Genomic DNA, 26,270 nt, shown 5'->3' with positions numbered 1-26,270 from the left:
GCGACGGCAGGTGCGGGTCCCCGCGTCTTGCCTCCGCCGGGCGACGGCAGGTGCGGGTCCCCGCGTCTTGCCTCCGCCGGGCGACGGCAGGTGCGGGTCCCCGCGTCTTGCCTCCGCCGGGCGACGGCAGGTGCGGGCCCCGGCGTCGGCGAAGCGTTTCTTCGGCCTCCCGGCGGAGGCGCACCGCTCGGCTGCGGTCCGGCCTGCCCCGGTTGCCGCGTGACCTCGCGCGCCGCCCGCAGTTGATCCCGGCATGAAGAAGCGCAGCATGCTCGCCATCGCCTCCCTCGCCACCGGTTTCGTCGTCGCGGCGATCACCCCGTCGCACGGTCTGGCCGGCCAGGACCTCGACGGGCTGAACGTGAAGGACACCCTCACCACGCTCGACCCCACCATCGCCAGCGACAGCCTGGCCGGCGTCGACGAGAGCGCCCTGGGCGGGAACGACTGACGGATCCGCACACCGCCGTGGCGCCGGTCCCCGCCCCGGGGACCGGCGCCCCGCTGTTCACGCGACCTCAACGGCAGGTGGTTTCCGTGGCAGGGTGGAGCGGGCAAGCCACAGGGGGCCAACAGAAGAGGGGGAAACGTGATCGTCTGGGTCAACGGTGCGTTCGGCGCGGGGAAGACCACCACCGCACGCGAACTGGTCGACCTGATCCCGAACAGCACGCTCTTCGACCCTGAGGTCATCGGTGCGGCGCTCCCGCAGTTGCTGCCGGCCAAACGCCTCGCCGAGGTCGGCGACTTCCAGGACCTGCCGATCTGGCGCCGGCTCGTGATCGACACGGCGGCCGCGCTGCTGGGCGAACTCGGCGGCACCCTCGTCGTCCCCATGACCCTGCTGCGCCAGGAGTACCGCGACGAGATCTTCGGTGGCCTCGCCGCCCGGCGCATCCCCGTGAGGCATGTGCTCCTCGCCCCGGCGGAAACGATCCTGCGCGAGCGAATAGCCGGGCGGGACATCCCGCCCGATCTCCCCGACGGCGAGATGCGCCTACGGCAGTGGTCCTACGACCACATCGAGCCGTACCGCGCGGCCCTCGCCGCCTGGCTCACCGCGGACGCCCACCCGGTGGACACCAGTGACCTCACCCCGTACGAGACCGCCGTGCGCATCGCGGAAGCCGTCGGCAGCGGCGCGGTGCCCGCCTGCGACATCGTGCAGACCCCCGAACCCACCGGGGAGACACTCGCCGCCGGCGTGCTGCTCTTCGACGAACGGGACCGGGTGCTGCTCGTCGACCCGACGTACAAACCCGGCTGGGAGTTCCCCGGCGGTGTCGTGGAGCCCGGCGAGGCCCCCGCGCGCGGGGGCATGCGCGAGGTCGAGGAGGAGACCGGCGTGCGCCTGGACGACGTACCGCGGCTGCTCGTCGTCGACTGGGAACGGCCGGCGCCGCCCGGCCACGGCGGACTGCGCCTCCTCTTCGACGGCGGCCGGCTCGACCCGGCGGCGGCCGAGGGGCTGCTGCTGCCCGGGCCGGAGCTGCGCGCCTGGCGCTTCGTCACGGAGGACGAGGCGGCCGATCTGCTGCCACCGGTCCGCTACGAACGGCTGCGCTGGGCGCTGCGGGCGCGCGAACGGGGCGCGGCGCTGTACCTGGAGGCGGGGGTCCCGGTCTGACGTGTCGGCCGGCGGAGGCGGCGTGCCGCAGTGCCTGCGCCGGGTGCGGGGGTGGCGTGCCGCAGTGTCTGCGCCGGGTGCGGGGGTGGCGTGCCGCAGTGTCTGCGCCGGGTGCGGGGGTGGCGTGCCGCGGTGCCTCCGCCGGGTAAGGGGTCGACGGGGGTGGACGGCCCCCGTCCGGCGGGTGGGCGCCGTCCGCCGGACAAGGGCCGGTGGCGGCTCAGCTCGCCGCGTAGGTGCGCAGGAACAGGGCCTCCGCCAACGACAGGCGCTCCAGTTCCTCGGGGGACACGCTCTCGTTGACCGCGTGGATCTGGGCCTCCGGCTCGCTCAGGCCGATGAGCAGGATCTCCGCCTTCGGGTACAGGGCGGCGAGGGTGTTGCACAACGGGATGGAGCCGCCCTGGCCGGCGTACTGCATCTCCTGGCCCGGGTAGGCCACCGCCATCGCCTCGGCCATCGCCGCGTACGCCGGGCTCGCCGTGTCGGCGCTGAACGGCTGGCCCTGCCCGACCTGCTCGGTCCGCACCCGCGCGCCCCACGGGGTGTGCGCCTCCAGGTGGGCCCGGAGCAGCGCGGTCGCCTCGGCCGCGTCCTTGCCCGGCGGCACCCGCAGGCTGATCAGCGCGCGGGCGCTCGCCTGCACGGACGGGGTGGCGCCGACGACCGGCGGGCAGTCGATGCCGAGGACGGTCACCGCCGGGCGGGCCCAGATGCGGTCGGCGACCGTGCCGGAGCCGATGAGGCCGACACCGTCGAGGACCTTGGCGTCCCGGCGGAACTGCTCCTCGTCGTAGTCCAGGCCCTCCCAGGCGGGGCCCTCGGTCAGTCCGTCGACGGTCGTCGAACCGTCCTCGGCGCGCAGCGAGTCCAGGACGCGGATCAGCGCGCCGAGCGCGTCGGGCGCGGCGCCGCCGAACTGCCCGGAGTGCAGGTTGCCCGCCAGCGTGTCGATCTGCACCCGCACCAGGGTCATGCCGCGCAGGGTGGTGGTGACGGTGGGCAGGCCGACGCGGAAGTTGCCGGCGTCGCCGATGACGATGGTGTCGGCCGTCAGCAGCTCGGGGTGCTGCTCGGCGTAGCGCTCCAGACCGCCCGTGCCCTGCTCCTCCGAACCCTCGACGATCACCTTCACGTTCACCGGGACGCCGCCGTTCGCCTTCAGGGCGCGCAGGGCGAGCAGGTGCATGATGAAGCCGCCCTTGCAGTCGGCGGTGCCACGCCCGTACCAGCGGCCGTCGCGCTCGGTCAGCTCGAAGGGCGGGGTGATCCAGCCGGCCTCGTCCAACGGGGGCTGCACGTCGTAGTGGGCGTAGAGCAGGACCGTCCGGGCGCCCTCGGGCCCGGGCAGGAAGCCGTACACGGACTGCGTCCCGTCCGGTGTGTCGAGCAGGGCCACGTCCTGGAAGCCCTCGGCGCGCAGCACGGCGGTTATCCAGTTCGCCGCGGCCTCGCTCTCGCTCCGGGGGAACTGGTCGAAGTCCGCCACCGAACGGAAGGACACCAGCTCGGTGAGCTCCGCCTTCGCCCGGGGCATGAGCGAGGCGACGGTCTCGGCGACCGGATTCGACGACATGGGCACGCTCCTTGTGGGTGCGACGTTGTACCGATGAGTGCCGTCGATCCTCCCACAGCGGGCCGTGGCGATCTCGGTCGTAGGATGCGGGGGACAGGTGCGGCAGGCGGCGTGATCGGGAGCAGTAGACCATCGTGAGCAGCGAGAACTCTTCGGCGGACGACGAGCGGCGGGTGTGGGACGTGGTCGTGGTGGGCGCGGGACCCGCGGGGGCTTCGGCCGCCTACGCGGCGGCGGTCACGGGACGGCGCGTGCTGTTGCTGGAGAAGGCGGAACTGCCCCGCTACAAGACGTGCGGCGGCGGCATCATCGGTCCCTCCCGCGACGCCCTGCCCCCCGGCTTCGAACTGCCCTTCCAGGACCGGGTGCACGCGGTGACCTTCTCCCACAACGGGCGTTTCAGCCGCACCCGCCGTTCCCGGCACATGCTGTTCGGGCTGATCAACCGGCCGGAGTTCGACCAGCAACTCGTCGAGCACGCCCAGAAGGCGGGCGCCGAGCTGCGCACGGGCGTCACCGTGCAGCGCGTCGAGCAGCACGGCTCGGCGGTGCCGGACCGGCGGTCGGTCGCGGTCGTCCTCCAGGGCGGCGAGACGCTCCTGGCGCGCGCGGTCGTCGGCGCCGACGGCAGCGCCAGCCGCATAGGGGCGCACGTCGGGGTGAAGCTCGACCAGGTGGACCTCGGCCTGGAGGCGGAGATCCCGGTGCCGGAGACGGTCGCCGAGGACTGGAAGGGGCGGGTGCTCATCGACTGGGGCCCGATGCCCGGCAGTTACGGCTGGGTGTTCCCCAAGGGCGACACGCTGACGGTGGGGGTGATCTCGGCGCGCGGTGAGGGCGCCGCCACCAAGCGGTACCTGGAGGACTTCGTCGGGCGGCTCGGCCTGGCCGGCTTCGAGCCGAGCATCTCCTCCGGCCATCTGACCCGCTGCCGGGCCGACGACTCCCCGCTCTCGCGCGGGCGGGTCCTGGTGTGCGGGGACGCGGCCGGCCTGCTCGAGCCGTGGACCCGGGAGGGCATCTCGTTCGCGCTGCGCTCGGGCCGGCTCGCCGGGGAGTGGGCGGTCCGCATCGCGGAGGCGCACGACGCGGTGGACACCCGCCGCCAGGCCCTGAACTACGCGTTCGCGATCAAGGCGGGCCTGGGCGTGGAGATGAGCGTGGGCAAACGCATGCTGGCGCTCTTCGAGCGGCGCCCGGGTCTCTTCCACGCGGTGCTCACCGGCTTCCGTCCGGCCTGGCGGGCGTTCACGGACATCACCCGCGGCCGGACCACGCTCGGCGAGCTCGTCCGGACGCACCCGCTCGCCCAGCGCGCGCTGAACGCGATGGACCGGCGCCAGACGGGCGAGGACCCCGGCTCCGCCTCCTGAGCGGACGGACGGTCCGGATCACCGTCGGTCCGGATCACCGTCGGTCCGGATCACCGTCGGTCCGGATCACCGTGGGGCCGGATCACCGTCGGTCCGGATCACCGTCGGTCCGGATCATCGTGGGGCCGGATCACTGTCGGTCCGGATCGTCGTCGTCCGGACCGTCGTGGTGAGGATCGCCGTCAGCGCGGATGACCATCGGTGGGGATCGCCGTCGACACGTGCCGCCGGTCCGGTCCGGATCACCGTCGGTTCGTGACGGTGATCCGGAACACCGGGTGGTCCGGGGCGACGCGGCGCAGGTCGGCGTCGGCGGAGTCCGGGCCGACGCCCTGGAAGAAGACCCCGACCTCGGCCTTCCAGCGCTTGAGGTAGGCCCGCAGCAGCGGCACCTTCTCGTCGTCGCCGACCTCGACGGCGGTGAACTCCTCCACCGTCCGGCCCAGATGCAGCTCGCCGCCGCCGGCCGCGCGCATGTTGTGCGTCCACTGGACGTGCCCGCGCGGGGCGACGAGGTACTGCCGCCCGTCCACGGTCAGCAGGTTCACCGGCGTGGTCCGCCACTCCCCGCTCTTGCGGCCGCGCACGGCCAGCACCCGCGAGCCCCACACGCTCAGGCCACGGCGGGTCAGCCAGGCCACGGCGCGGTTGAGGACGTTCACGGTGAGCCAGCCGGGCTTCTGGACGTGGGTGGTGGCGTGGATGGTGGTGGACATGTCTGTGGCCTCCTCGGGCGGAAGTGTGAGCACTGCTCTCGCTCGCTCATGGGAAGTCTGCACCGGATCGGCGCTCCATGGCAAGAGCAGTGCTCTCTTTTGCGTTCGGCGCTCTCCTTTGTGGGCACTGCTCCGCTTCCGTGGGACACTGGGCCCATGAACAGCAGCGCACGCGGGGTCCGCGCCCGCGCCCGGATCGAAGTCACCGCCGCGATCAAGGAGGAGGCGCGCAGGCAGCTGGCGGCGGAGGGCGCCGCCAAACTCTCCCTGCGGGCCGTGGCCCGCGAGCTGGGCATGGTCTCCTCCGCGCTGTACCGCTACTTCCCGAGCCGCGACGACCTCCTCACCGCTCTGATCATCGACGCCTACGACTCCCTGGGCGAGAGCGCCGAAACCGCCCACGCCGCCGTCGTGGACGACGGGCCGGTCCGGCGCTGGGTCGCGGTCTGCGAGGGGGTACGGGCGTGGGCGCTGGCCCATCCGCACGAGTACGCGCTCATCTACGGCTCACCGGTGCCCGGCTACAGCGCGCCGCAGACGACGGTCCCGCCCGCCGCCCGCGTCGGCACCCTGCTCCTCGGTATCGCACGCGACGCCCAGGACGGCCGGACGCGGCCCGTCGAGCCGGCGCTCCCCGCCGACCTGCGCGCCGAGGTCGCGCGGATGGCGTCCGACCTCGCGCCCGACCTGCCGCCGGAGGTGGTCGCGGCGCTGGTCGCGGCCTGGGCGCAGCTGTACGGGCTGGTCGGCTTCGAGCTGTTCGGGCAGTTCCACCGGGTGGTGGAGGACCGCGAGCCGTTCTTCCGGCACGCGGTGACGCGGCTCGCCCACGGGGTGGGGCTGGCGGAGGCTGAGTGAGGGGGCCGGTGGCCGGGTGAGGGGGCCGGTGGCCGGAGGCCGATGTCCTGCCGCCGGGCGCGCGCGGGCCCGGCGTGACCTGTGGCGGCGGCCGGGCGCGACCCGTGGTGATGGTCAGGCCGCGGCCCGTGGTGACGGTCAGGCCGCGGCCCGGGGATGGCCTGGGCGTGGCCCAAGGGTATTGACCCGCAGGGTTGTCGCCGAGCGCAGCGAAGCCCTGGAGGACTTTCTTCACAGCAGGACGAAGGCGCAGGCGCGCCGGGTGCGTCCCCGCGGACCCACGCCTTCGGCGCATCGCACCGGATCTATTCGGCCCAGGCACGCTCCAGCAGCGCGCCGAAGGGGGCGGGCTCTCGCCCGATCAGCTCGGCGAGCGTCGGGTCGACGGCGGTGAACTCGCCCTTCCGTGCCGCGGCGAAGATGCTCAGCATCAGGTCGGCGATGGGGGCCGGGGCGCCGTGCGCCAGGGCCTGCTCGTGGAAGGCGTCGTCGGAGACGACGGTGCGGGTGAAGGGGCGTCCGGTGGCCTGGGACGCGATCTCGGCGACGGTGTCGAAGTCGAGCGCCTCCGGGCCGGTGAGCGGCGGGGTGGGCCCCTCGAAGCGGCCCTCCTCGGCGAGGATCGCGGCGGTGGCCTCGGCGAGGTCGTCGTGGCCGGCCCAGGCGACGGGGCCGTCGGCGGGGAGGGCGATGTCGCCGGTGTGGCGGGCGGACTCCAGGAACTGCAAGGCGCTGGCCGTGTAGAAGCCGTTGCGCACTGCGGTCCAGGGCAGGCCGGTGGCGCGCAGCAGGTCCTCGGTCTCGGCATGGTCGCGGCACGCCTGGAAGTGGGAGTCGTGGGCGGCGCCCATCTGGCTGGTGTAGAGGATGCGGCCGACGCCGGCCTTCACGGCGGCGTCGATGGCGGTGCGATGGCCGGTGACGCACTCCTCGCCCGTGCGGTCGAGGGAGACGAGGAGCAACTGCTCGGCCCCCTCGAAGGCGTGCACGAGCGAGGCGGGGTCGTCGAAGCTGCCCTGCCGGACGCGGACGCCGCGGTCGGCGAGGTCCTGGGCCTTGCGGGGGTCGCGGACGCTGACACCGACGCGGTCGGCGGGAACGCGCTCCAGGAGGCGTTCGACGGTGCGACGGCCGAGCTTTCCGGTGGCTCCGGTCACGATGATCAAGGGTTCTCCCGACGCTGTTTCCAGTGGAATCATTTTCACGTTAACACTGGAATATCGATGGAACCAAGTCCTCGGTATCATCGGTTCATGGCTACGCGCGACACCACCGACAGCCCACGCCGCCGCATCGTCGAGGCGGCCGTCGAGCTACTGGAGAAGGGCGGGCCGGATGCGGTGAGCACCCGTGCGGTCGCCGCCGCGGCCGGGATGCAGCCGCCGGCGATCTACCGTCTCTTCGGTGACAAGGAGGGTCTCCTCGAGGCCGTCGCCGAGCACGGCTACGCGCAGTTCCTGGAGAGCAAGCGCGCGCTGCTCGATCCCGCACCACAGGACGCGGTGGAGGACCTGCGCCGCGGCTGGGACACGGTGGTGGAGTTCGGGATCTCCCGCCCCGAGCTGTTCGCGGTGATGAACAGGGCCACCGGCCGGGGGGCGGACATGGCACACCGCGCGGGCCTGGAGATCCTCCATGGCCGGGTGCGCCGACTGGCGGCCGGGGGGTGGCTGCGGGTCGACGAGGAACTGGCCGCCCAGATCATCCAGGCCACCGGCCGAGGCGCGGTCATCACCTGGCACTCCACCCCGGCGGAACGCCGCAATCCGGCGCTGCTGACCGTCCTCCGCGAGGCCATGGTCGCCGCCATCACGCGCGCCGAACCCATGGTCCCCGCCACGGAGGCCGGTCCCGCCGCGGCGGCCCGCGCGCTGCGCGCCGCTCTCCCCGACGATGCCGATGTCCTGAGCGACGCCGAGCAGCACCTGCTGCGCGAGTGGCTCACCCGCCTCGCGGCGGACGGTGGCGCTCCGCAGGCCTGATCGCGCGGCAGGAGCCCTCGTACGGGTCCGAAGACCTCTCGAGATCGAGTTGGCCCTTGAAGGTCTCGTTGACCGAATCGACGACCTGCCGCAACGGCTTGAACAGGGACGCTCCGGGCCGCTCCGGCCCGCCTCTGCGGGCCGGGCGCAGCAGCCGGATGTCCTGCCCGGCCAGCGAGCCAGGAACCGAGCGCCATGCGACGAGCAACTGAGGGCTGCCCCTCCGGAATACCGCCGGGTTCGGTGACTCCTTGCCCCGTACGAGCGCGCCCCGCCGCGGCCGTGGTTGCTGCCGGCCCGTGATTCGGCCGAGTCACGGGCCGGCAGCGCATCCGCCCACGAGGGCGGGACGATCAGTAGGACGACTTCGCGACTCCGGGGAGGAATCCGGCGCGGGCTCCCCCCGGGCGCGGATGCGAGCCAACGGCCGTCTCGACACCGATGCTGTCGACCGTCCTGACCGTCCTGACCGTCCTGACCGTCTTGATCTTCTTGATCGCCTTGGCGCTGAGCGTCACCTCCTGCCACGACTCCTCGTGCCCGAGCGCCTGTGGCATCTGCGGCTCTGCCCAGGACGCCCGTCACTCACCTGCTGCGTTCGCGCGCCGGGACGACCCGGCGAAGAACGGCCGCGTACCGGCAATTCGACTACGGCAGGCTGCACGCAGCCGTTGTGCCGCCCGCCGGACGGGATGACAGTTGTGACAACCTCGCCCTTCGGGTCCGGCGACCCGTTCTCCGATCTCTTCGACCGCTTCTTCGGCATGAGTCCGGCAGCTTCACCGCCCGCCGTTCAGCGCGTACCTGTCGGACGGCTGCTCAGTGATTCCTCGCACGAGCTGCTGACGGCGCCCGGCAGCCGTGCCGCCGAGGACGGGTCCGATCTCGACACCGTGCACCTGCTGTGGGCCGCCACACAGGTGTCGGCCTCCCGGAGCTGTTGCTGCAGGTCCTGGACGACGGGCGGCTGACCGACGCCCAGGGACGCACGATCGACTTCCGGCACACCGTGGTCATCATGACCAGCAACATCGCCTCCAAGCGCATCCTGGACCACCAGGGGGCGGTCGACGACATCGGGGATGACCTGATGGCCGAACCACAGGCGCACTCCCGGCCCGAGTTCCTCAACCGCATCGACGAGATCATCGTCTTCCACGCCCTCACCCGGGCGGACCTGGTGCGCATCGTCGACCTGTTGCTGGAACGCGGCCGGCGCAGGCTCCACGCCCAGCAGCCGCACCATCCGGACGGAGCTCGACAACCGCCTTTCGACCATGCTGCTCAGCGGCTCGGTCAATCCGAGCGACACCGTCATCGCCGATGTCAAGGACGGCGAGCCGGCACTGACCCTCGGTCCGGGGGCCGCCTCGGGCGGCGCGGACCAGCCGGAGCCGGGACACGGCAAGCGCAGTAGCCCATCTGAAATGGGGTTTCTTCCATCATGAGGCGGGGGTGGACAGCGCCGCCGGGACAGAAGGCGCCACGGCGGCAACTGCCTGGCGGACGTGGCCGGGCAGCCCCCGGCACCGCGTAGCGTTCGCGCTTCGACTACTCCCCGGGGCCGGACGGCCGACGACTGCGGAATCCAGCGGCTCTTCGTCCTGCGCGGCCTGTCGCCGCTGTGCTCAGGGTCGGCCTCGGTGCGGACCGGGTTGCGCTCCGCCCGGCTCGGCAGGTCCCTGTGGTCGCAGCCCGGGCGAGGCGAGGCGCGACATCATCGAGGCCCACCCGGCGGCAGGACAAGGGCTACGAGGTAGCCCGACGCGCGGACACGAACGCCAGAGGGATCCGCTCGTCCACCCGTTCGCCCAGCATGCCGCGCCTGCGGGCCGGGGCACCCCTAGCATGCTGATTGTGCGACCCAATACCCCGAAGATCGAGGGCGGCCGGTTACAGGGCCTCCTGCAGCTCATCGAGGACGGCATCCACCTGGTCGTCGCGGCGCTCCTCGTACTGCTCGCGGGGCTCCTGACCGTCGGGGTCATCCACGACGTCATCAGGTCGATCCAGGGGCCGTATGACGAGGAGACGGTCGTTCTCTCCGCCCTGGACAACAGCCTGGTGCTGTTCATCGTGGCCGAGCTGCTCCACACCGTCCGCCTCACCATCAGGAACCAGACCCTCGACGCGGAGCCTTTCCTCGTCGTCGGACTGATCGCCGGCATCCGCAAGGTGCTCATCGTGACGGCCGAGGCGGAGAAATCCTTCCGGTGGAACGTCGAGGGGATCGAACTGCTGGTCCTGGCGGGGCTGATCCTCGTGATGGCGACAGCGGTGTACGTGTGGCGGCGCTCCACGCGGCCGGAAGACTACTTCCCGCTCCAGGAGCCGCAGCGCTCCCCGCCGCCGGAGCCCTCACCCACCCAGGCGCGCGCGTCCTGATCCGTCACCTTCAGCAGCCACGGCCGCCCGCACCCGCTGCTCCTCGCGCCCAGTCCCGACGTCCCGTTCCAGGGGTGTGCGGCTCACGGCCGTTCGCGAGGTCCGCCAAGGCCCGCCTCCGCAGTTCCGCCCCGTGCCGCACCACCGGGCTCCGGTCCCGGTGGCCGCGCCCTCCCGACGCGGCACTGCTGTCGCTGTCCATGCTCAGTCTGATCCGCGTCGCCCACCGGCTGAGGGGAACGGCCCTCGGCGTCTCGGGAGCGTGTCGGAGTCCGGCAACACCGACGGGGCGGCCGGTGGCGCGGCCGTGCGGTGCGGGCCAAGGTGGCGCCGGAGCGGCTGTTCGCGGTGGTGCACGCGATCGTGGCCGGTGGTGGAGCAGGTCCTGTACCGGGAGGACGAGAGATCCGGCCGTACCGCCTGCACCGGCCGGCGGGGGCCTGCGTGTCACGCGGCGTCGACGTTACCCGAGGGCATCCTGTGGGCACTTGCGATCGCGGGGCCGCCGAAGAGAAGGGTCGAGTCATGCGGGTGTCGTCTCAGGGCGTTACGGTCGTGGCCCTCCTGGCGGATCCGGATACGCCGACGGAGATCGCGCAGCGCATGGCCCGGATACTTCCTGATCGGCTCGCCGACAAGTCGGGCCAGGGGCGACGGTTCGACATCGAGGTGGTCAGCGAGCCCTTCACCTCAGGGACCGAGGACCTGCCCACCTTGATGCGCCGGATCATGGACCGTGGGAGTGCGGAGGACTGGGACATCGTCGTGGCCCTCACCGACCTTCCGCTGCACTCACACGGGCGCAAGCTCGCTGTGAATCTGAATCACGAACACGGCTTGGCGCTGCTCTCTCTTCCTTCACTGGGGGGCCTGCGGCTGCAGACGAGGGCCCGGCGGGCCGTCGAAGAAGCTGTGCTTGGCTTGGCGGGTCCGCACACCACTGGGGCTGAAGGGCCTTCGCGAAGTCAGTCGCTTCTGGGGCCCTTCGTCAATCGTCTCGCGCCTGTTCATCCGGGCCGAACCGGTGAGGAGACCGACGATCTTCGGTACGTCGTCAGCGGGCCGCGCGGTTACCTGCGGGTGCTCGCCGGTATGGTCCGCGCCAACCGGCCGTGGCGGTTGGTGCCGGGCTTGTCGAAAGCCCTGGCGGCCGCACTCGCCACGGGAGCGGTCGCCACTGTGAACTCCACTGTCTGGAGCCTGGCCGCGTCCCTGAGCCCGCCACGCCTCGTGATCGCCACGGTCGGGTCCGTCGCGATCATGATCGGCTGGCTGATCGTGGACGCGAACCTGTGGCATCGATCAACAGAGAGCTCGCCGGAGGCGAGGCAGAGGGCGGCTCTCTACAACGCCTCGACCGTCCTGACCGTGGGCATCGGGGTGCTCGTCTGCTACGCGGGCTTGATGGTCATCAACCTGGTGTGGGCGCTGTTCATCCTCAACGACCGAGTGTTCGCTTCCATGACACGAACCCCGCTGCACGCCACGGATTACTGGACGTTGTCCTGGTTCGTCGCTTCGGTCGCCACCGTGGGCGGCGCCCTTGGATCGGGTCTGGAGAGCGACGATGCGATCCGGGCAGCCGCCTACTCCAGGCGTGAACAGGAACGTCGCCATATGCTCCAGGACGACCACGGTGACCAGCCCTCGAAGTGAACCGATACCGGCGCAGATGGCTCCCGGGCGTGTGTGCCGGCATCGCCGCTCACCGCTGGCCGGCGTGCCGGAGTTCGGGCTTCACGGGGCGTCCTTCGGACCAGCCGGAACCGATCGTCTAGGCGTCGGGGCCGGTCCGGTCAGGAGGGGTGCCCTCGGTCCCGTCGGGCCGGTGGTCGGCGGAACGGAAGCGCGTCAGGACGCTCACCACCCGGACCGTGAAGAGCACGGGCGCGAGCACGCCCCCCGTGCGCAGGAGCAGGGTCTCGACGCCGTCCGGGAGCCGGAACAGCAGCGCCGGGCCAGCCACCGCTCCGAACAGGACGGCCGCCGCGAAGGCGGCGCTGAACAGCGCGTACCCGATCTCGACGGTGATGGCATCGCGTTCGGCCTGTGTGCGCCGTCCCCCGTGACCGCTCATACGGTGAGTGTCACGGACGTGCGCCCGGCGGGGCAACCACCCCCGCCGGGCGCACGCAGGGAGGCGCCCCCTACTTGCGCACCGGGACCGGTTCCGCGTGCGTCTCCTCCACCGGGGACCCGGCGACCACGACCGACCGCCGCGCGCGGCGCGTGCGCAGGCCGGTGAGGCTGATCAGGAGCCCGAGGCCGGCGACCGCGGTGACCACCGCCAGGCCGGGCCGGTAGCTGTCCAGGACCGCCTGCGGGGTGGGGTCGGCCGGGGCGCCCGCGGTCACCACCGCCGTCACCACGGCGAGGAACAGCGCGCCGCCCACCTGCACCGAGGTGTTCAGCAGGCCGGAGACCATGCCCTGCTCGTGGTCCTCCACCCCGTTGGTGGCCTGGATGTTGAGCGAGGGGAAGACCAGCGCGCAGGCCGCGCCGATCAGCAGCATGCTGGGCAGGATCGCCGCGGCGTACACCGGGTCCAGGTCGACACGGAGGAACAGCGCGTACCCGACGACCATCAGGGCGAAGCCCGTCACGAGCAGCCGCGGGGTGCCGTACCGGTCGACGACGGAGCCGACCCTGGTCGAGGAGAGCGCCACCAGCGCGCCCGCCGGCAGGAAGGCCAGCGCCGTGTGCAGCGCGGACCAGCCCAGCAGCGTCTGCATGTAGAGCGTCGCCAGGAACTGGAAGCCGACGTACGAGCCGAAGAAGGCCGTCGCGCCGAGCTGGGCGCGGATCTGGCTGCCGGAGCGCAGGACGCCGAGCCGGACCAGCGGCCCGGCCGAACGCCGCTCGACGAGGACGAAGACGGCCAGCAGGACGGCCACGGCGAGGAAGGACAGCAGGGTGCGGGCGGACGCCCAGCCCGCCTCGGGCGCCTGGACGACGGTGAAGACCAGCAGCAGCATCGACGCGGTGCCGAGGACGGCGCCCGGGACGTCGTAGCCGCTGTGCCGCTCTTCGCGTTCGCTGCGCGGCAGCAGTCGCAGGCCCGCCAGCAGGGCGATCAGCGCGATCGGCGCGGGCAGCAGCATCGTGAGGCGCCAACTGGCCTCCGTGAGCAGGCCGGAGAGGACGAGGCCCATGGAGAAGCCGGTGGCGGCGCAGGTGGTGTAGAGGGAGAGCGCGCGGTTGCGCAGGGGGCCCTCCGGGAACGTCGTGGTGATGATCGACAGGCCCGCCGGGGCCGTGAAGGCCGCGCTCAGGCCCTTGACGAACCGGCTGGCGATGAGCAGCGGTCCCGAGTCGACGAGCCCGCCGAGCAGGGACGCGAGCGCGAAGACGCCCAGGGCGACCAGGAAGACCTGGCGGCGGCCGAGCAGATCGGCGGTGCGGCCGCCGAGGAGGAGGAGCCCGCCGTAGCCCAGGATGTAGCCGCTGACGATCCATTGCAGGGTCGAGGTGGACAGGCCGAGGTCGGAGCCGATGGACGGCAGGGCGACGCCGACCATCGACACGTCCAGCGCGTCCAGGAACATCGCCGCGCAGAGCACCAGCAGGGTGCCCCACAGCCGCGGGGTCCAGCGGACCTCCGACGGGAGTGACGCGGGGGAGGGGAGCGGAGAGGTCATGCCGCGACACTACATGCGCATGCATCAAATGCAAGTGCATTTAATGTCGATGCAATGAAATCGGTTCTCTGCTACGGTGCGGGCCATGGCGGCGGAGAAGGCCGGACAGGCGGCGCTCGTGGAGCGGTGGCGGGGCATCCTGGCGACGCACGCGCGGACCCAGTGCGCGCTCGACCGCGCGCTGCACCGGCACGGCCTGTGCGGCAGCGACTTCGAGGTGCTCGACGTGCTCGCCGGGACGGCGGCCCCGGACGGCTCGTGCGGTTTCCGCGTCCAGGAGATCTCCGAGCGGGTGCATCTGAGCCAGAGCGCGCTCTCGCGGCTGATCGCCCGGCTGGAGAAGGAGGGCCTCGTCGAGCGCGCCATGTGTCCCGAGGACCGCAGGGGCGTCCGGGTGGCGCTCACGGGAAAGGGGCGCGCGCTGCACGGCGAGGTACTGCCCGTGCAGCGCGCGGTGCTGACGAGGATGCTGGCGCAGTGACGGCACCGGCCGGCCGGTGCCGTCGGCCGGTCACCTCATGACGATGGCGGACGTGTCGCGCCACAGGTCCGCGAGCGTGGTGTCGCCCGTGACGGCGGGGAACGGCCGCCGGTTCCACAGCGCCAGGTAGAGCTGCGCCGCCGTTCCCGACACCTCGCAGTCGGCGTCGCCCTCGCCGCCCCGCTCGGCCGCGGGCGGCTCCGACGACAGGCGTACGGTCCACACGGCGTCGTCCGCGTCGGTCGCCCGCACCCGCAGGACGCGAGGCGTCCCGGTGCGGACCCGGCTCTTGGGGCGCGCGTGGAGGGCGCGCAGCAGTTCGTCGATGCCGTCCGCCGCGAAGGCCTGGTCGAAGGGGGCGGCGCTCTCCCCGGGCGCCGTGCCGTGCGCGGACTCGGCGTCCACCCGGTGCACGGCCGTCTCGTGCGCCTGCCGCCGGGCCCAGAAGGCGAGCGGCGAGGGCGCGGGCAGGAAGGCCCAGCACTCCACGTCGGGCGGGGCGGTGGTGAGGGTGTCGACGAGCCGGCGGTGCCCCTCCTCGAACCAGCTGAGCAGGTCGGCGCCGTCGAGGTCCGGCGGGTCCTCCACCGGTTGCGGGGCGGTGAGCCGCCCGGCGACGTGCGACGCCGCCCAGCGGTGCACGACGCCCGTGTGCCGCAGCAGGTCCCGGACCTGCCAGTCCGGGCAGGTCGGCACCTTCGCGTCCGGGCCCGCCGCGGCCGCGGCGGCGGCGAGCCCCGAGCCCTCCCGGTCGAGGACGCTGATGAACTCGGCAATCTCCATGCGGGGAAGTGTGCCGGATGGAGTGCGCTCCAGGCACTCCGTCGTGCGGTTGCTCCCGCCCGGCTCGACGCACTCCGTCGTGCGGTGCTCCCGCTCGGCTCAACTCGCCGTCGCGCGGCGGAAGAAGACGCCGATCAGGGCCGCGACCGCCGCCAGCGCGGCCACGCTGGTCAGGGCGACGGGCAGGGAGAACCAGTCCGCCATGAAGCCGATCGCCGGCGGCCCGAGGAGCATCCCGCCGTACCCGAGGGTGGAGGCGACGGCGACGCCGGTGGGTCCGGCGAGGGCGCCCGCGCGTTCCACGGCCACGGGGAAGAGGTTGGCCAGTCCGAGACCGGTGACGGCGAACCCGAACAGGGCCGGCCAGGCCGTGGAGGTGAGGGAGGCGACCAGCATGCCGGCCGCCGCGGTCGCGCCGCCCGCCACGACCGTACGCGTCCGGCCCAGACGTTGCAGAAGCGTCGTGCCGGTGAGCCGGCCGACGGTCATGGCGAGCGCGAAGCAGGAGTAGCCCGCGGCCGCGAGCCCCGGGGAGGCGTTCAGGTCCTGCTGGAAGTGCAGGGCGCCCCAGTCGGCGAGGGCGCCTTCGCCGTAGGCCGTGCACAGGGCGATGAGGCCGAAGACGACGACGAGGCGGCGGTTGCGGGGCGTGAGGCGGTGCGGCGGCCCGGCGGGACGCGTGGGCTCTTCCCGTCCGGGCGGTGCCGTGCCGGCGGCGACGGATGCCGGTGGAGGCGGTGTCTCGCGCAGCAGCGTCGGTCCGGCGAGTGCGGTCACCAGCAGGCCGACGACGCACAGGCCCACCAGATGGCGTGTGGGGGAGAGGGCGTCCGCGACCAGCCCGCCCAGAGCGGCGCCGATCATCCCGCCGAGGCTGAAGGCCGCGTGGAACGTGGGCATGATCGGTCGGCCGAGGGCCGCGACCAGATCGACGGCGGCGCTGTTGAAGGCGACGTTGATACCGCCGTAGGCGGCCCCGAAGAGCAGGAGGACGGCCGCCAGCGCGGTCGCGGAGTGGGTCAGCGGGGGCAGGGTGACGCTGAGCGAGAGCAGGACCGCGCAGACCACGGTGACCTGGTGGTTGCCGTAGCGCCGGCAGAGGCGGCCGGTGAGCATCATCGTGACGACCGCTCCGGCCGAGACACCGAGCAGGGCGAGCCCGAGCGCGCCGGTGGAGGCGTTCGTCTGTTCCTTGATCGCCGGGATGCGGACGACCCAGCCGGCGAAGACGAATCCGTCGATAGCGAAGAAGACGGTCAGGGCGATCCGGATCCGGCGGAGCGCGTCGCCCGGCACGGCGTTGTGCGGACGGGTTTTGTTTATGAGCGGCACAAAGTCAGGCTAGGTGAGCGGTGCGCCCGGAACAAGGGAGGTTCCGGGCGGCGGGAACGGCTTTCGCCCTCCCGCGGGCCCCGGCTCCCGCCCTCGCCGGGCCGTCGCCCGCCCCCTCGGATCCGCAGATTCTTCACGTTACGCTCACGGAAAACCCTACTTGCTTAAGTCAATCAAAGGGATCTAGAGTCTGGGCCGTCGTGCACACTGCATCTCCCCCCGGAGGCCCGGCCCATGACCCCTGCCCACCCCAGCCCCGAGCCGACGGCGGGGGCCCCCGCCTCGCGGGCCGGTCTCGTCGTGGCGGTGCTGGCCTTCGGCGGGATCGTGGTCTCGCTGATGCAGACCCTGGTGATCCCGATCGTTCCCGACCTGCCGCGGTTGCTGGACGCCTCGGCCTCGGACGCGGCGTGGGCGGTCACCGCCACGCTCCTCGCGGCCGCGGTCGCCACCCCCGTCATGGGCCGCCTCGGCGACATGTACGGCAAGCGCCGCATGCTGCTGGTCAGCCTCGTACTGCTCGTCGCCGGGTCGGTCACCGCCGCGCTCAGCGACACGCTGGCCCCCCTGCTCGTCGGCCGGGCGTTGCAGGGACTGGCCTCCGGCGTCATCCCCCTCGGCATCAGCATCATGCGCGACGAACTGCCCGCCGAGCGGCTCGGTTCGGCCACCGCGCTGATGAGCGCCTCCCTCGGGGTCGGTGGCGCCCTGGGGCTGCCCGCCGCCGCGCTGATAGCCGACCACTTCGACTGGCACGCGCTGTTCTGGACCTCGGCCGGGCTCGGCGTCCTCGCCGTGGTGATCGTGCCGCTGACCGTGCCCGAGTCGGCGGTGCGCACCGGCGGGCGGTTCGACCTGGTGGGGGCCGTCGGTCTCGCCGTGGGACTGGTCTGTCTGCTGCTGGCGGTCTCCAAGGGCGCCGACTGGGGCTGGACCGGCGGCACCACGCTCGGGCTGTTCGCCGCCGCGGTCGTCGTCCTGCCGCTGTGGGGCGCCTTCGAACGGCGCGTCGCGCAGCCGCTGGTGGACCTGCGCACCACCGCGCGCCGCCAGGTGCTGGTGACCGACCTCGCCTCGACGGCGTTCGGGTTCTCCATGTTCGCCATGTCCCTGGTCCTTCCGCAGCTTCTGCAGTTGCCTGAGGCGACGGGCTACGGTCTGGGCCGGTCGCTGCTGGACACGGGCCTGGTCATGGCCCCCGCGGGCCTGGTGATGATGGCCGTGGCGCCGGTCTCCGCCGCGCTCTCCAGGGCGCGGGGGCCGAAGGCGACCCTGATGCTCGGTGCGGTGGTGGTCGCCGTCGGCTACGGCCTCGGCATCGTGCTGATGGACGCCGTGTGGCAGCTCGTCCTGGTGTCCTGTGTGATCGGCGCCGGCATCGGCTTCGCCTACGGCGCGATGCCCGCGCTCATCATGGGCGCCGTGGACCCCTCCGAGACGGCCGCCGCCAACAGCCTCAACACGCTGATGCGGTCCATCGGCACCTCCACCGCCGGTGCCGTCGCCGGCGTCGTCCTCGCCCGGATGACCACGACGTTCGGCACCACGGCCCTGCCCTCGGAGAACGGGTTCAAGGTCGTCATGGCCGTCGGATCGGGCTCCGCCGTGCTCGCCCTGCTGGTCGCCGCCTTCATCCCCCGGCAGCGGACGGCCGCCGCCGCGGAGCAGGAGGGCGCGGACGGTCCCGCACTCGCGGCCACCGCCGGGCAGCGCCCCGAGAGCCCTGTACCGGCCACCGCCGGGCAGCGCCCCGAAAGTCCCGTACCGGCCACCGCCGGGCAGTTCCCCGAAACTCCCGTACCGGTCATCGGCGAGCAGCGCTCCGAGAGCCCTGTACCGGCCACCGCCGAACAGCACCCCGGCCACCCGGTACCGGTCGTCGCCGGGGTGTCGGAGCGGGCCGTGGGCGCGGCCGTCGCCGTTCCGCTGGCCCGTGCCGTCGCCGACCTGGTCGCCGCCGTGCCGGGCCTGGCCGACGGCGGCCCTGCGACGGACGCGTACCAGGTGCGCGGCCGGGTGCGGGGCGCGGAGGGCGCTCCGGTGGGCGGCGCCTCCGTCACCCTGATCTCCCTGGGCGGATCCCAGCTGAGCCGCTCGGCCGCCGCGCCCGACGGCTCCTACGCGGTGGAGGCGCCGGGGGAGGGGACGTACGTGCTGATCGCCTCCGCCGACGGCCACCAGCCGCAGGCCACCACCGTCGTGGCCGGCGCCGCGCCCGTGACGTACGACGTGCTCCTCGTGGGCGGCAGCGGGCTCGCCGGCGTGGTGCGGTCGGCGGACGGCGGGAAGCCCGTCCCGGGAGCCGTCGTCGTCGTCACGGACGTGCGGGGCGACGTGCTGGCGACCGTGCGCGGCGACGGCGTCGGCGCGTTCTCCGTCGCCGACCTGGTACCGGGGCCGGTGACGCTCGCGGTCAGCTCCCCCGGGCACCGCCCGTCGGCGCTGTCCGTCGAGGTCGCCGCCACGGGGATCACCCGGGTCGACGTCGAGCTGCGGCCCGGGGCGCGGGTGCGGGGCACCGTGCGCGGAGCGGGCGCGCCGCTCGGTGACGCGCGGGTCACGCTGGTGGACGCCGCCGGGAACGTCGTCGCCACCACCACGACCGGGAGCGACGGCACGTACGCCTTCTCCGACCTGGACGGCGGGCAGTACACGGTCACGGCCACCGGCTACCCCCCGCGCGCGCAGGGCGTGCGCCTCCTGGGCGGGGACGTCGACGGCCACGACATCGAACTCGCCCACGCCGCCGACTGAGTTCTCCGGACGGAGGTCCCGTTCCCCGTTCCCCGTTCCCCGTTCCCCGTCCTGCGGACCGGAGTCCCTTCGCGTTCTCCGGACCGGGTCCCTCCGCGGCGTCCACGCACCGCGGAGGGAATCCATACGTTGCGGCGTGGGAGGTGTACGCGGGCCGCCGCGTCTGGCAGTACTGCAAGGAGCCGGAAGCCCGGGGTCCGCCCCTCCGGCGCACCCGTCCGCCCGCTCTCCAGGGAGTCGCCCATGCCCCGCTCGGAAGCCCGCGTCCGCACCGACCGCCCCCACCGCTACGGCAAGCAGCTCGCCGCCCACCTGGGCCGCCGCGCCGAGTCGAACTGGGACGAGGAGAAGGGAGTGGGCAGCATCACGTTCCCCCAGGGCACCGGCACCCTCACCGCGACCGAGGACGCCCTGCTGCTCACCCTGGACACCGAGGCCGAGCACCTCGACCGGCTGGAGGACGTGATGGGCCGTCACCTGGTCCGCTTCGGCACCCGTGACGAACTGGTCGTCGAGTGGCACCGCGACACGGGGGAGCCGGGCAGCACCCAGCGCGGCGAACCCGCCTGAGAACAGCGCCTGAAACCGCCCGAGTTGGGCAGCCGAGCCCGACCGAGTCCGGCGGCCGAGCCCGCCGAGTACGGCAGCCGGGACCGCACGGAACGGCGGCCGAGCCCACCCGGGCACGGCGACCGTGCCCACCCGGGGACGGCGGCCGAGCACACCCCCGGCACAGTGGCCGCCGCGGCCGCCGAACGGCCGCCGCGACCGAGCAGCGCCCCCGCCCGTCCCGTGGCGGGGGCGTTCGTGCTTCGCTCGTCAAGACATGCGTCTCAGCATGTGAAACCAGCCTTTGACATTAGCCGATCTTATGAAAGATAAAGGGCATGCTTTGGCCATCTATTAGCGTTCTGTAGTCGATTAGTCGATGGCCCCCCTTCTAGCCGAATGAGTTCCGCCGTGCCCGAGCCCGCCACCGCTCCCTCGTCCACCGATGCCGCGGAGCGATGGAACGCCTGGTGTGCCGGCCGCCGCACGGCGCTCACCGCCCCCACGGGCAACCTCGCCCTCGTGGAGACCCGCTGGCTCCCGGCGGGCGAACTCCCGGACGTGGACGCGGCCCGCGCCGGTCTGCCCGACACCGTGACCGTCACCACGGTGAGCCGCACCGACCTGGTCACCGGCGCACCCGAGCACGGGCTGCGCTTCTGGGACGCCGCCGCGCCCGCCGTCGAGGCCTTCGAGCGCGTGGACGTCTTCCCCTACGACCCCTCCTGGGTCCTCGAGGCCTCCTACACCCCGGTCCCGGGCGCCCGCCGCGTCGCCTTCGAGCACATCCGGGACAACGGCGGCACCCGCGACCTCGTCGTGCCCGGGGACATCTCGCTCACCGTCGACGGCCACGACTACACCCTCAGCGCCTTCGACGACGACGGCACCCTCCTCCTCGTCTTCGGTGACCCCACCAACGGCGACAGCACCTACGGCGCCGGCCGTTTCCTCTTCGTCGAGCGCACGGAGGACGACCACCGCGTGGTCCTCGACTTCAACCGGTCCTTCGTACCGCCCTGCGGGTTCTCCGATCAGTACAACTGTCCGATGCCGCCGCGGCAGAACCGCCTCCACCTGGCCGTCGAGGCCGGCGAGAAGCGCCCCGTCTTCCGCGACGGCTTCACCGCACAGCACTGATCGCTCCCTTCCCCGTCCCGCAGCACGCACGAAAGCACCGCACGCCATGAGCCTCCAGAAGTCGTCCCTGTACGCGATCACCACCGCGGCCGTCCTCTCCCTCACCCTCACCGCCTGCGGCGGCGGCTCCACCGGGGGCAGCGCCTCCGGCGGCACCTGGGACAAGGACGCCACCGTCAACATCGGCTCCCTCTACGAGCCGCAGAACCTCGACAACACCGCGGGCGGCGGCCAGGGCGTCACCGAGGCGCTCAACGGCAACGTCTACGAGGGCCTGTTCCGGCTCACCGACGACGGTGACGTGGACAAGCTCCTCGCCCAGGACTACCAGGTGAGCGCCGACGGCCTCACCTACACCTTCACCCTCCGCGACGGCGTGACGTTCCACAGCGGCAAGGAACTCACCAGCGCCGACGTCAAGTACAGCCTGGAGAAGGTCCTCGCCGACGACTCGCAGTCGGCCCGCAAGAGCAACCTCGAGGTCGTCAAGGACATCGCCACCCCCGACGCGAAGACCGTCGAGGTCACGCTGGAGCAGAAGTCGATCTCCTTCGTCTACAACCTCTCCTACGTCTGGATCATCAACTCCGAGGCGAAGGACCTGAAGACGAGCGAGGACGGCACCGGCCCCTACACCCTCGCCAAGTGGACCCGCGGCTCCGCGCTGAGCCTGAACCGCTTCGCCGGCTACTGGGGCGACGCCGCCGCCAACAAGCAGGTCGTCTTCCACTACTACAAGGACGCCACGGCGCTGAACAACGCGCTGCTGACCAACGCCGTCGACGTGGTCACCAGCGAGCAGTCGCCCGACGCCCTGGAACAGTTCAAGAGCAACCAGAACTACAAGGTCAACGACGGCGACTCCACCACCAAGCTGCTGCTCGCCTTCAACGACAAGGCCAAGCCCTTCACCGACGTCAAGGTGCGCCAGGCCGTCTCCGCCGCCATCGACGACAAGAAGCTCCTGGAATCGGTCTGGGGCGGCTACGGCAAGCTCATCGGCTCGATGGTGCCGCCCACCGACCCCTGGTACGAGGACCTCACCGACGTCAACGCCCACGACGTCGCCCGGGCCAAGAAGCTGCTCGCCGAGGCCGGTTACGCCAAGGGCTTCAGCTTCACCCTCGACACCCCCAACTACGACCCCCACCCCACCGCCGCGACGTTCATCAAGTCCGAACTCGCCAAGGTCGGCATCACCGTCAAGATCAACACGATCACGCCCGACGAGTGGTACACCAAGGTCTACAAGAACCACGACTTCACGGCCACGCTCCAGGAGCACGTCAACGACCGCGACCTCGTCTGGTACGGCAACCCCGACTTCTACTGGGGCTACGACAACGCCCAGGTCACCCAGTGGGTCGAGCAGGCCGAGGAGGCGTCCACCGCCGCCGAGCAGACCGAGCTCCTGAAGAAGGTCAACCGCAAGACCGCCGAGGACGCCGCCAGCGACTGGCTCTACCTCTACCCGCAGATCGTCGTCGCGAGCAGCAAGCTCTCCGGCTACCCGCTCAACGGCCTGAACTCCCAGTTCTACGCCTACGACATCAAGAAGACGGGCTGATGGGCCGCTACCTGCTGCGCCGGCTCGCCTTCCTGCTGGTGTCGCTGGCCCTGGCGAGCGTGGTGCTGTTCGTCCTCCTGCGCATGCTGCCCGGCGACCCGGCCAACGCCCTCACCGCGGTCGGCGCCAGTGACGAGCAGATCGCCGCCGCCCGCCACTCCATCGGCTCCGACCGCCCGCTGCCCGAGCAGTTCACCCACTGGCTCGGGCAGCTGGCGAGCGGCGACCTCGGCACGTCCTTCGTCAGCTCGCTGCCCGTCGGCCCCGAGGTCACCGCCCGGCTGAACGTCACCGTGCCGCTCACCCTGGCCGCCTTCGTGCTCGCGGTCCTGGTCGCCGTACCGGCCGGGTTCGTCGCCGCGCACAAACGGCGCACCTGGTACGGCGCCCTGCTCAGCGGCGTGTCCCAGCTGGGCATCGCCGTGCCCGTGTTCTGGCTCGGCATGATCCTCATCGCCGTGTTCGCGCTGAACGCCGGATGGCTGCCCTCCGGGGGATTCCCCCAGGACGGCTGGTCCGCGCCGGCCGACGCGGTCCGCTCGCTCGTCCTGCCGGTCGTCACCATCGCCCTCGTGATGAGCGCGTCCCTGATCCGCTACGTCCGCTCCGCCACCCTCGACGTGCTCGGCAGCGACCACCTGCGCACGGCCCGCGCCCTCGGCGAGGGCTTCGGCACGGCCATGTGGCGCCACGGCCTGCGCAACGCCTCCGTACCGGTCATCTCCATCCTCGGCATCGAACTCGCCTCCACCCTCCTCGGCGCCGTCGTCGTGGAGTCCGTGTACGCGCTGCCCGGCCTCGGCTCCCTGCTCGCCACCGGCATCGCCCAGCACGACTACCCGGTGATCCAGGGCGTCCTCTTCGTGTCCACCCTCGCGGTGCTGCTCATCGGCTTCCTCGCCGACCTCGTCCAGCGGATCGTCGACCCGCGGCTGCGCGGCCGCCTCTCGGGAGGTGCCAGGTGACGGCCCCCACGGACATCCTCGCCCGACCGGCCGAACGGCGGACGGGCTCCCGCACCCGCCGCGGCTCCGCCACGCTGACCGTGGGCTGCGTCCTCACCGGCCTGGTCGCGCTGCTCGCCCTCGTGTCGTTCCTCTGGCTGCCCTACGCCCCCGACGACACCACCGGCGGGCGGCTCGCCGGACCCGGCGACGGGCACCTGCTCGGCACCGACAAGCTGGGACGCGACCTGTTCACCCAGCTGATGACCGGTGCGCGCATCGCCTTCGGGGCGGGCCTCGGCTCCGTCGCCGTCGCCGCCCTCATCGGCGTCACGCTGGGCGTGCTCGCCGCGTTCGCCCAGGGCTGGCTGGACGACACGCTCTCGGCATTCCTCGACATCCTCATCGCGTTCCCGACCCTGCTGCTGGCGATGCTCGTCGTCGCCGCCCGGTCGGCCACCCTCGGATCGGCGGTCCTGGCCATCGGGCTGGCGCAGAGCGCGGTCGTGGCCCGCCTCGTCCGCATCCTGGCCAAGCGGGTCCTCACCCAGGACTACATCACCGCGGCCCGCACCTCCGGCACCTCCTGGCCGCGCACCGTCGCCGGCCACGTCCTGCCGAACATCTGGCCCACCCTCGTGGTCAACCTGGCCCTCCAGTTCGGCCTCGCCGTCCTCGCCGAGGCCGGACTGTCCTACCTCGGCCTCGGCGCGCCGCCGCCCAACGCCTCCTGGGGACGCCTGCTCCAGGAGGCCCAGGCCACCTTCACCATCGCGCCGGCCGGCGCCCTCGCCCCCGGCGTCCTGCTCGTGCTCCTCGTCGTGGGCGTCAACCTGATCGCCGACGGCCTGCGCGACACCCTCGACCCGGCGAGCCGCGGGAGGCGGACATGACCCTCCTCGACGTGGACGGGCTGTCGGTGCGCACCGCCGGCGGACGGCCCCTCGTCACCGACCTGTCCTTCACCCTCGCGGGCGGCGAACGCCTCGGGCTGATCGGCGAGTCGGGTTCCGGCAAGTCCCTCACCACGCTCGCGGTGCTCGGACTGCTGCCGGAGGGCATGACGGCCACCGGCAGCGTCGTCCTCGCCGGCACCCAGATCGTCGGCGCCCCGGACAGACGCCTGACCGCCGTCCGGGGCCGCGACGCCGCGGTCGTCTTCCAGGAACCGCTGACCGCCCTCGACCCCCTGATGCGCGTGGGCCGGCAGATCGCCGGACCCCTGGCCCGGCGTACGGGCCTGAAGGGGAAGAAACTGCGGGCCGCCGTGTTCGACGCGCTCGAACGGGTCCGGCTGCCCGAACCCGAGCGCATCGCCCGTGCCTTCCCGCACGAGATCTCCGGCGGCCAGCGCCAGCGCGTCGCCCTCGCCGCCGCCCTGGCCTGCGAGCCCGCGCTGCTCATCGCCGACGAACCGACCACCGCCCTCGACGTGTCCGTGCAGGCGGAGATGCTCGACCTGCTCGACACCCTCGTGCGGGAACGCGACATGGCGGTGCTGTTCGTCAGCCACGACCTCGCCGTCGTCGCGAAGGTGACCGACCGGGTGCTCGTGATGAAGGACGGCCGGGCCGTCGAGGAGGGCGCGGTGCGGGACGTCGTGGGCGACCCCCGCGAGGAGTACACCAGGAACCTGGTCGCCAGCGCCCGCACGCTGGAGTCCGCACTGCACCTGAGGAGCGCGAAGTGACCCCCGTGCTGGAACTCGCCGACGTGGCGGTGCGCTACCGGGGTGCCCGCGCCGACGTGGTCCGGGACGTGTCCCTCGCGGTGCGGCCCGGCGAGAGCCTCGCCCTGGTCGGTGAGTCCGGCGCCGGCAAGACCACGCTGCTGCGTCTCCTGCTCGGCCTCGCCCGCCCCACCGCCGGCACGGTCCGCTTCGACGGCGCGCCCCTGGCCCTGCGCGACCGGCAGCAGATGCGGCGCTTCCGGCGCAGCGTCCAGTGCGTCTTCCAGGACCCCTACTCCTCGCTCGACCCGCGCCGCCGGGTGGGCTCGATCGTTGCCGAGCCGCTGCGCTCGCTGGGCCTGGACTCCCGCGCGAGCGCCGCGCCGAAGGTGGCCGCGGCGCTCGAAGGGGTCGGGCTGCCCGCCGACGCCGCCGAACGCTATCCGCACGAGTTCTCCGGCGGCCAGCGCCAGCGCATCGCCATCGCCCGCGCCACGGTGTGCGACCCGCGCGTCCTGCTCGCCGACGAGCCCGTCAGCGCGCTGGACGTCACCACCCGCGTGAAGGTGGTCGACCTGCTGGCCGAGCTGAAGCGGGAGCGGGGCCTGACCCTGGTGATGGTCTCCCACGACCTGTCCGTCGTGGCCTCCCTGTGCGAGCGCACCGCCGTGCTGGAGCGCGGCCTGATCGTCGAACAGGGCGACACCTCCCAGGTGCTGGGCGACCCGGCCCACCCGTACACCCGCCGCCTGATCGACAGCGTCCCCCGCCTCCCCGCCTGACGCGCCGCCGGGCCGCGTGCCTCGACGGAGTTCTTCCGGAGCGCGTGTCCTTCCCTCCGGACCGGCGTTGTATTAGGTTAGCCTCGCCTAAGTTTTGTTCGGGGGGTTGGATGC

General features: G+C 72.6%; 24 protein-coding genes and 3 pseudogenes. 18 read left to right on the top strand and 9 right to left on the bottom strand.

The genetic code is table 11. The annotated features are described in order from the left end of the window. Positions 1-253 precede the first annotated feature (253 nt). Complete coding sequence (locus ACFYWQ_RS15200) at positions 254-451, top strand: hypothetical protein (RefSeq protein WP_389516508.1); 198 nt, start codon at positions 254-256, stop codon at positions 449-451. Between the two features lie 138 nt (positions 452-589). Continuing rightward, positions 590-1,627, top strand: coding sequence for an NUDIX domain-containing protein (locus tag ACFYWQ_RS15195; RefSeq protein ID WP_389516506.1), 1,038 nt, complete (start codon positions 590-592; stop codon positions 1,625-1,627). A gap of 220 nt (positions 1,628-1,847) precedes the next feature. Here the strand turns inward: ACFYWQ_RS15195 and ACFYWQ_RS15190 are convergent, their stop codons facing one another. After that, positions 1,848-3,203, bottom strand: a complete 1,356-nt coding sequence (locus ACFYWQ_RS15190) for a dipeptidase (RefSeq protein WP_389516504.1) — start codon at positions 3,201-3,203, stop codon at positions 1,848-1,850. A 134-nt stretch (positions 3,204-3,337) separates the two neighbouring features. On the opposite strand from ACFYWQ_RS15190, the gene ACFYWQ_RS15185 reads away from it, so the two are divergent. Beyond that, the gene (locus tag ACFYWQ_RS15185) at positions 3,338-4,576 is read left to right on the top strand and encodes a geranylgeranyl reductase family protein (RefSeq protein ID WP_389516502.1); all 1,239 of its coding nucleotides are present in this window, start codon (positions 3,338-3,340) and stop codon (positions 4,574-4,576) included. Positions 4,577-4,818: 242 nt separating this feature from the next. Here the strand turns inward: ACFYWQ_RS15185 and ACFYWQ_RS15180 are convergent, their stop codons facing one another. Beyond that, complete coding sequence (locus tag ACFYWQ_RS15180; protein WP_389516500.1) at positions 4,819-5,292, bottom strand: nitroreductase family deazaflavin-dependent oxidoreductase; 474 nt, start codon at positions 5,290-5,292, stop codon at positions 4,819-4,821. A gap of 156 nt (positions 5,293-5,448) precedes the next feature. Here ACFYWQ_RS15180 and ACFYWQ_RS15175 point away from each other — a divergent pair, with 156 nt between their 5' ends. Further along, positions 5,449-6,150: a TetR/AcrR family transcriptional regulator gene (locus tag ACFYWQ_RS15175; protein WP_389516497.1), complete on the top strand. Its 702-nt coding sequence runs from the start codon at positions 5,449-5,451 to the stop codon at positions 6,148-6,150. A 305-nt stretch (positions 6,151-6,455) separates the two neighbouring features. Here the strand turns inward: ACFYWQ_RS15175 and ACFYWQ_RS15170 are convergent, their stop codons facing one another. After that, complete coding sequence (locus tag ACFYWQ_RS15170) at positions 6,456-7,316, bottom strand: SDR family oxidoreductase (RefSeq protein ID WP_389516494.1); 861 nt, start codon at positions 7,314-7,316, stop codon at positions 6,456-6,458. Positions 7,317-7,403: 87 nt separating this feature from the next. Between ACFYWQ_RS15170 and ACFYWQ_RS15165 the strand changes: the two genes are divergently transcribed. Beyond that, positions 7,404-8,132 (top strand): TetR/AcrR family transcriptional regulator, encoded by a 729-nt coding sequence (locus tag ACFYWQ_RS15165; RefSeq protein ID WP_389516492.1) that lies wholly within the window; start codon positions 7,404-7,406, stop codon positions 8,130-8,132. Between the two features lie 34 nt (positions 8,133-8,166). Here ACFYWQ_RS15165 and ACFYWQ_RS15160 read toward each other — a convergent pair. Further along, positions 8,167-8,289, bottom strand: a pseudogene (locus ACFYWQ_RS15160) (IS982 family transposase); the annotation flags it as partial. Between the two features lie 196 nt (positions 8,290-8,485). Then, positions 8,486-8,689: a hypothetical protein gene (locus ACFYWQ_RS15155; protein ID WP_389516490.1), complete on the bottom strand. Its 204-nt coding sequence runs from the start codon at positions 8,687-8,689 to the stop codon at positions 8,486-8,488. Between the two features lie 135 nt (positions 8,690-8,824). Between ACFYWQ_RS15155 and ACFYWQ_RS15150 the strand changes: the two are divergent. The 4 genes and pseudogenes from ACFYWQ_RS15150 to ACFYWQ_RS15135 all read left to right on the top strand — a co-directional run. Then, positions 8,825-9,085, top strand: a pseudogene (locus tag ACFYWQ_RS15150) (ATP-dependent Clp protease ATP-binding subunit); the annotation flags it as partial. Continuing rightward, a pseudogene (locus ACFYWQ_RS15145) lies at positions 9,073-9,580 on the top strand (AAA family ATPase); the annotation flags it as partial. The pseudogenes ACFYWQ_RS15150 and ACFYWQ_RS15145, both read left to right, overlap by 13 nt. Positions 9,581-9,980: 400 nt before the next feature. Further along, positions 9,981-10,517 (top strand): phosphate-starvation-inducible PsiE family protein, encoded by a 537-nt coding sequence (locus ACFYWQ_RS15140; RefSeq protein WP_389516488.1) that lies wholly within the window; start codon positions 9,981-9,983, stop codon positions 10,515-10,517. 525 nt (positions 10,518-11,042) lie between these two features. Beyond that, positions 11,043-12,173, top strand: coding sequence for a hypothetical protein (locus ACFYWQ_RS15135; protein ID WP_389516486.1), 1,131 nt, complete (start codon positions 11,043-11,045; stop codon positions 12,171-12,173). A gap of 118 nt (positions 12,174-12,291) precedes the next feature. Here ACFYWQ_RS15135 and ACFYWQ_RS15130 read toward each other — a convergent pair whose 3' ends face one another. Beyond that, on the bottom strand, positions 12,292-12,594 hold the full coding sequence (locus tag ACFYWQ_RS15130) for a DUF6332 family protein (RefSeq protein WP_389516484.1): 303 nt from the start codon (positions 12,592-12,594) through the stop codon (positions 12,292-12,294). A gap of 70 nt (positions 12,595-12,664) precedes the next feature. Beyond that, on the bottom strand, positions 12,665-14,155 hold the full coding sequence (locus tag ACFYWQ_RS15125; RefSeq protein ID WP_389516482.1) for an MFS transporter: 1,491 nt from the start codon (positions 14,153-14,155) through the stop codon (positions 12,665-12,667). Between the two features lie 85 nt (positions 14,156-14,240). Here ACFYWQ_RS15125 and ACFYWQ_RS15120 point away from each other — a divergent pair, with 85 nt between their 5' ends. After that, positions 14,241-14,636, top strand: a complete 396-nt coding sequence (locus ACFYWQ_RS15120) for a MarR family winged helix-turn-helix transcriptional regulator (RefSeq protein ID WP_389516480.1) — start codon at positions 14,241-14,243, stop codon at positions 14,634-14,636. A 30-nt stretch (positions 14,637-14,666) separates the two neighbouring features. Here the strand turns inward: ACFYWQ_RS15120 and ACFYWQ_RS15115 are convergent, their stop codons facing one another. After that, positions 14,667-15,419 carry a maleylpyruvate isomerase family mycothiol-dependent enzyme gene (locus ACFYWQ_RS15115; protein ID WP_389516478.1) on the bottom strand — a complete coding sequence of 251 codons (753 nt, stop codon included), beginning with the start codon at positions 15,417-15,419 and terminating at the stop codon, positions 14,667-14,669. 99 nt (positions 15,420-15,518) lie between these two features. After that, positions 15,519-16,715 (bottom strand): MFS transporter, encoded by a 1,197-nt coding sequence (locus ACFYWQ_RS15110; RefSeq protein ID WP_389517409.1) that lies wholly within the window; start codon positions 16,713-16,715, stop codon positions 15,519-15,521. Between the two features lie 270 nt (positions 16,716-16,985). Between ACFYWQ_RS15110 and ACFYWQ_RS15105 the strand changes: the two genes are divergently transcribed. The 8 genes from ACFYWQ_RS15105 to ACFYWQ_RS15070 all read left to right on the top strand — a co-directional run bounded on the left by ACFYWQ_RS15105 (position 16,986) and on the right by ACFYWQ_RS15070 (position 26,156). Continuing rightward, entirely contained in the window at positions 16,986-19,505 is a 2,520-nt protein-coding gene (locus ACFYWQ_RS15105) for an MFS transporter (RefSeq protein WP_389516476.1), read from the top strand. Positions 19,506-19,748: 243 nt separating this feature from the next. Further along, the gene (locus ACFYWQ_RS15100) at positions 19,749-20,075 is read left to right on the top strand and encodes a DUF2218 domain-containing protein (RefSeq protein WP_389516474.1); all 327 of its coding nucleotides are present in this window, start codon (positions 19,749-19,751) and stop codon (positions 20,073-20,075) included. 378 nt (positions 20,076-20,453) lie between these two features. Further along, positions 20,454-21,194 (top strand): DUF1684 domain-containing protein, encoded by a 741-nt coding sequence (locus tag ACFYWQ_RS15095; protein WP_389516473.1) that lies wholly within the window; start codon positions 20,454-20,456, stop codon positions 21,192-21,194. Positions 21,195-21,240: 46 nt separating this feature from the next. After that, positions 21,241-22,761, top strand: a complete 1,521-nt coding sequence (locus tag ACFYWQ_RS15090) for an ABC transporter substrate-binding protein (protein ID WP_389516471.1) — start codon at positions 21,241-21,243, stop codon at positions 22,759-22,761. Further along, entirely contained in the window at positions 22,761-23,726 is a 966-nt protein-coding gene (locus tag ACFYWQ_RS15085) for an ABC transporter permease (RefSeq protein WP_389516469.1), read from the top strand. Before ACFYWQ_RS15090 ends, ACFYWQ_RS15085 begins: the two co-directional genes overlap by 1 nt. Next, positions 23,723-24,598, top strand: coding sequence for an ABC transporter permease (locus tag ACFYWQ_RS15080; protein ID WP_389516468.1), 876 nt, complete (start codon positions 23,723-23,725; stop codon positions 24,596-24,598). The genes ACFYWQ_RS15085 and ACFYWQ_RS15080 overlap by 4 nt, the downstream gene beginning before the upstream one ends. Further along, entirely contained in the window at positions 24,595-25,395 is an 801-nt protein-coding gene (locus ACFYWQ_RS15075; protein WP_389516464.1) for an ATP-binding cassette domain-containing protein, read from the top strand. Before ACFYWQ_RS15080 ends, ACFYWQ_RS15075 begins: the two co-directional genes overlap by 4 nt. Beyond that, the gene (locus ACFYWQ_RS15070; protein ID WP_389516461.1) at positions 25,392-26,156 is read left to right on the top strand and encodes an ABC transporter ATP-binding protein; all 765 of its coding nucleotides are present in this window, start codon (positions 25,392-25,394) and stop codon (positions 26,154-26,156) included. The genes ACFYWQ_RS15075 and ACFYWQ_RS15070 overlap by 4 nt, the downstream gene beginning before the upstream one ends. The last annotated feature ends 114 nt before the right edge of the window (positions 26,157-26,270 follow it).

It is taken from the genome of Streptomyces sp. NPDC003247 (assembly GCF_042888135.1).
Taxonomy (GTDB): domain Bacteria; phylum Actinomycetota; class Actinomycetes; order Streptomycetales; family Streptomycetaceae; genus Streptomyces.
Note: the sequence above shows the minus strand (reverse complement) of the source record. Positions and strands in the feature narration are given on the sequence as shown.

Bases quoted from the DNA above. Each gene is read 5' to 3' on its own strand.
- ACFYWQ_RS15200 (WP_389516508.1), top strand. From the start codon at position 254: ATGAAGAAGCGCAGCATGCTCGCCATCGCCTCCCTCGCCACCGGTTTC.
- ACFYWQ_RS15190 (WP_389516504.1), bottom strand. From the start codon at position 3,203: ATGTCGTCGAATCCGGTCGCCGAGACCGTCGCCTCGCTCATGCCCCGG.
- ACFYWQ_RS15180 (WP_389516500.1), bottom strand. From the start codon at position 5,292: ATGTCCACCACCATCCACGCCACCACCCACGTCCAGAAGCCCGGCTGG.
- ACFYWQ_RS15175 (WP_389516497.1), top strand. From the start codon at position 5,449: ATGAACAGCAGCGCACGCGGGGTCCGCGCCCGCGCCCGGATCGAAGTC.
- ACFYWQ_RS15165 (WP_389516492.1), top strand. From the start codon at position 7,404: ATGGCTACGCGCGACACCACCGACAGCCCACGCCGCCGCATCGTCGAG.
- ACFYWQ_RS15155 (WP_389516490.1), bottom strand. From the start codon at position 8,689: ATGCCACAGGCGCTCGGGCACGAGGAGTCGTGGCAGGAGGTGACGCTC.
- ACFYWQ_RS15140 (WP_389516488.1), top strand. From the start codon at position 9,981: ATGCTGATTGTGCGACCCAATACCCCGAAGATCGAGGGCGGCCGGTTA.
- ACFYWQ_RS15135 (WP_389516486.1), top strand. From the start codon at position 11,043: ATGCGGGTGTCGTCTCAGGGCGTTACGGTCGTGGCCCTCCTGGCGGAT.
- ACFYWQ_RS15130 (WP_389516484.1), bottom strand. From the start codon at position 12,594: ATGAGCGGTCACGGGGGACGGCGCACACAGGCCGAACGCGATGCCATC.
- ACFYWQ_RS15125 (WP_389516482.1), bottom strand. From the start codon at position 14,155: ATGACCTCTCCGCTCCCCTCCCCCGCGTCACTCCCGTCGGAGGTCCGC.
- ACFYWQ_RS15120 (WP_389516480.1), top strand. From the start codon at position 14,241: ATGGCGGCGGAGAAGGCCGGACAGGCGGCGCTCGTGGAGCGGTGGCGG.
- ACFYWQ_RS15115 (WP_389516478.1), bottom strand. From the start codon at position 15,419: ATGGAGATTGCCGAGTTCATCAGCGTCCTCGACCGGGAGGGCTCGGGG.
- ACFYWQ_RS15105 (WP_389516476.1), top strand. From the start codon at position 16,986: ATGACCCCTGCCCACCCCAGCCCCGAGCCGACGGCGGGGGCCCCCGCC.
- ACFYWQ_RS15100 (WP_389516474.1), top strand. From the start codon at position 19,749: ATGCCCCGCTCGGAAGCCCGCGTCCGCACCGACCGCCCCCACCGCTAC.
- ACFYWQ_RS15095 (WP_389516473.1), top strand. From the start codon at position 20,454: ATGAGTTCCGCCGTGCCCGAGCCCGCCACCGCTCCCTCGTCCACCGAT.
- ACFYWQ_RS15090 (WP_389516471.1), top strand. From the start codon at position 21,241: ATGAGCCTCCAGAAGTCGTCCCTGTACGCGATCACCACCGCGGCCGTC.
- ACFYWQ_RS15085 (WP_389516469.1), top strand. From the start codon at position 22,761: ATGGGCCGCTACCTGCTGCGCCGGCTCGCCTTCCTGCTGGTGTCGCTG.
- ACFYWQ_RS15075 (WP_389516464.1), top strand. From the start codon at position 24,595: ATGACCCTCCTCGACGTGGACGGGCTGTCGGTGCGCACCGCCGGCGGA.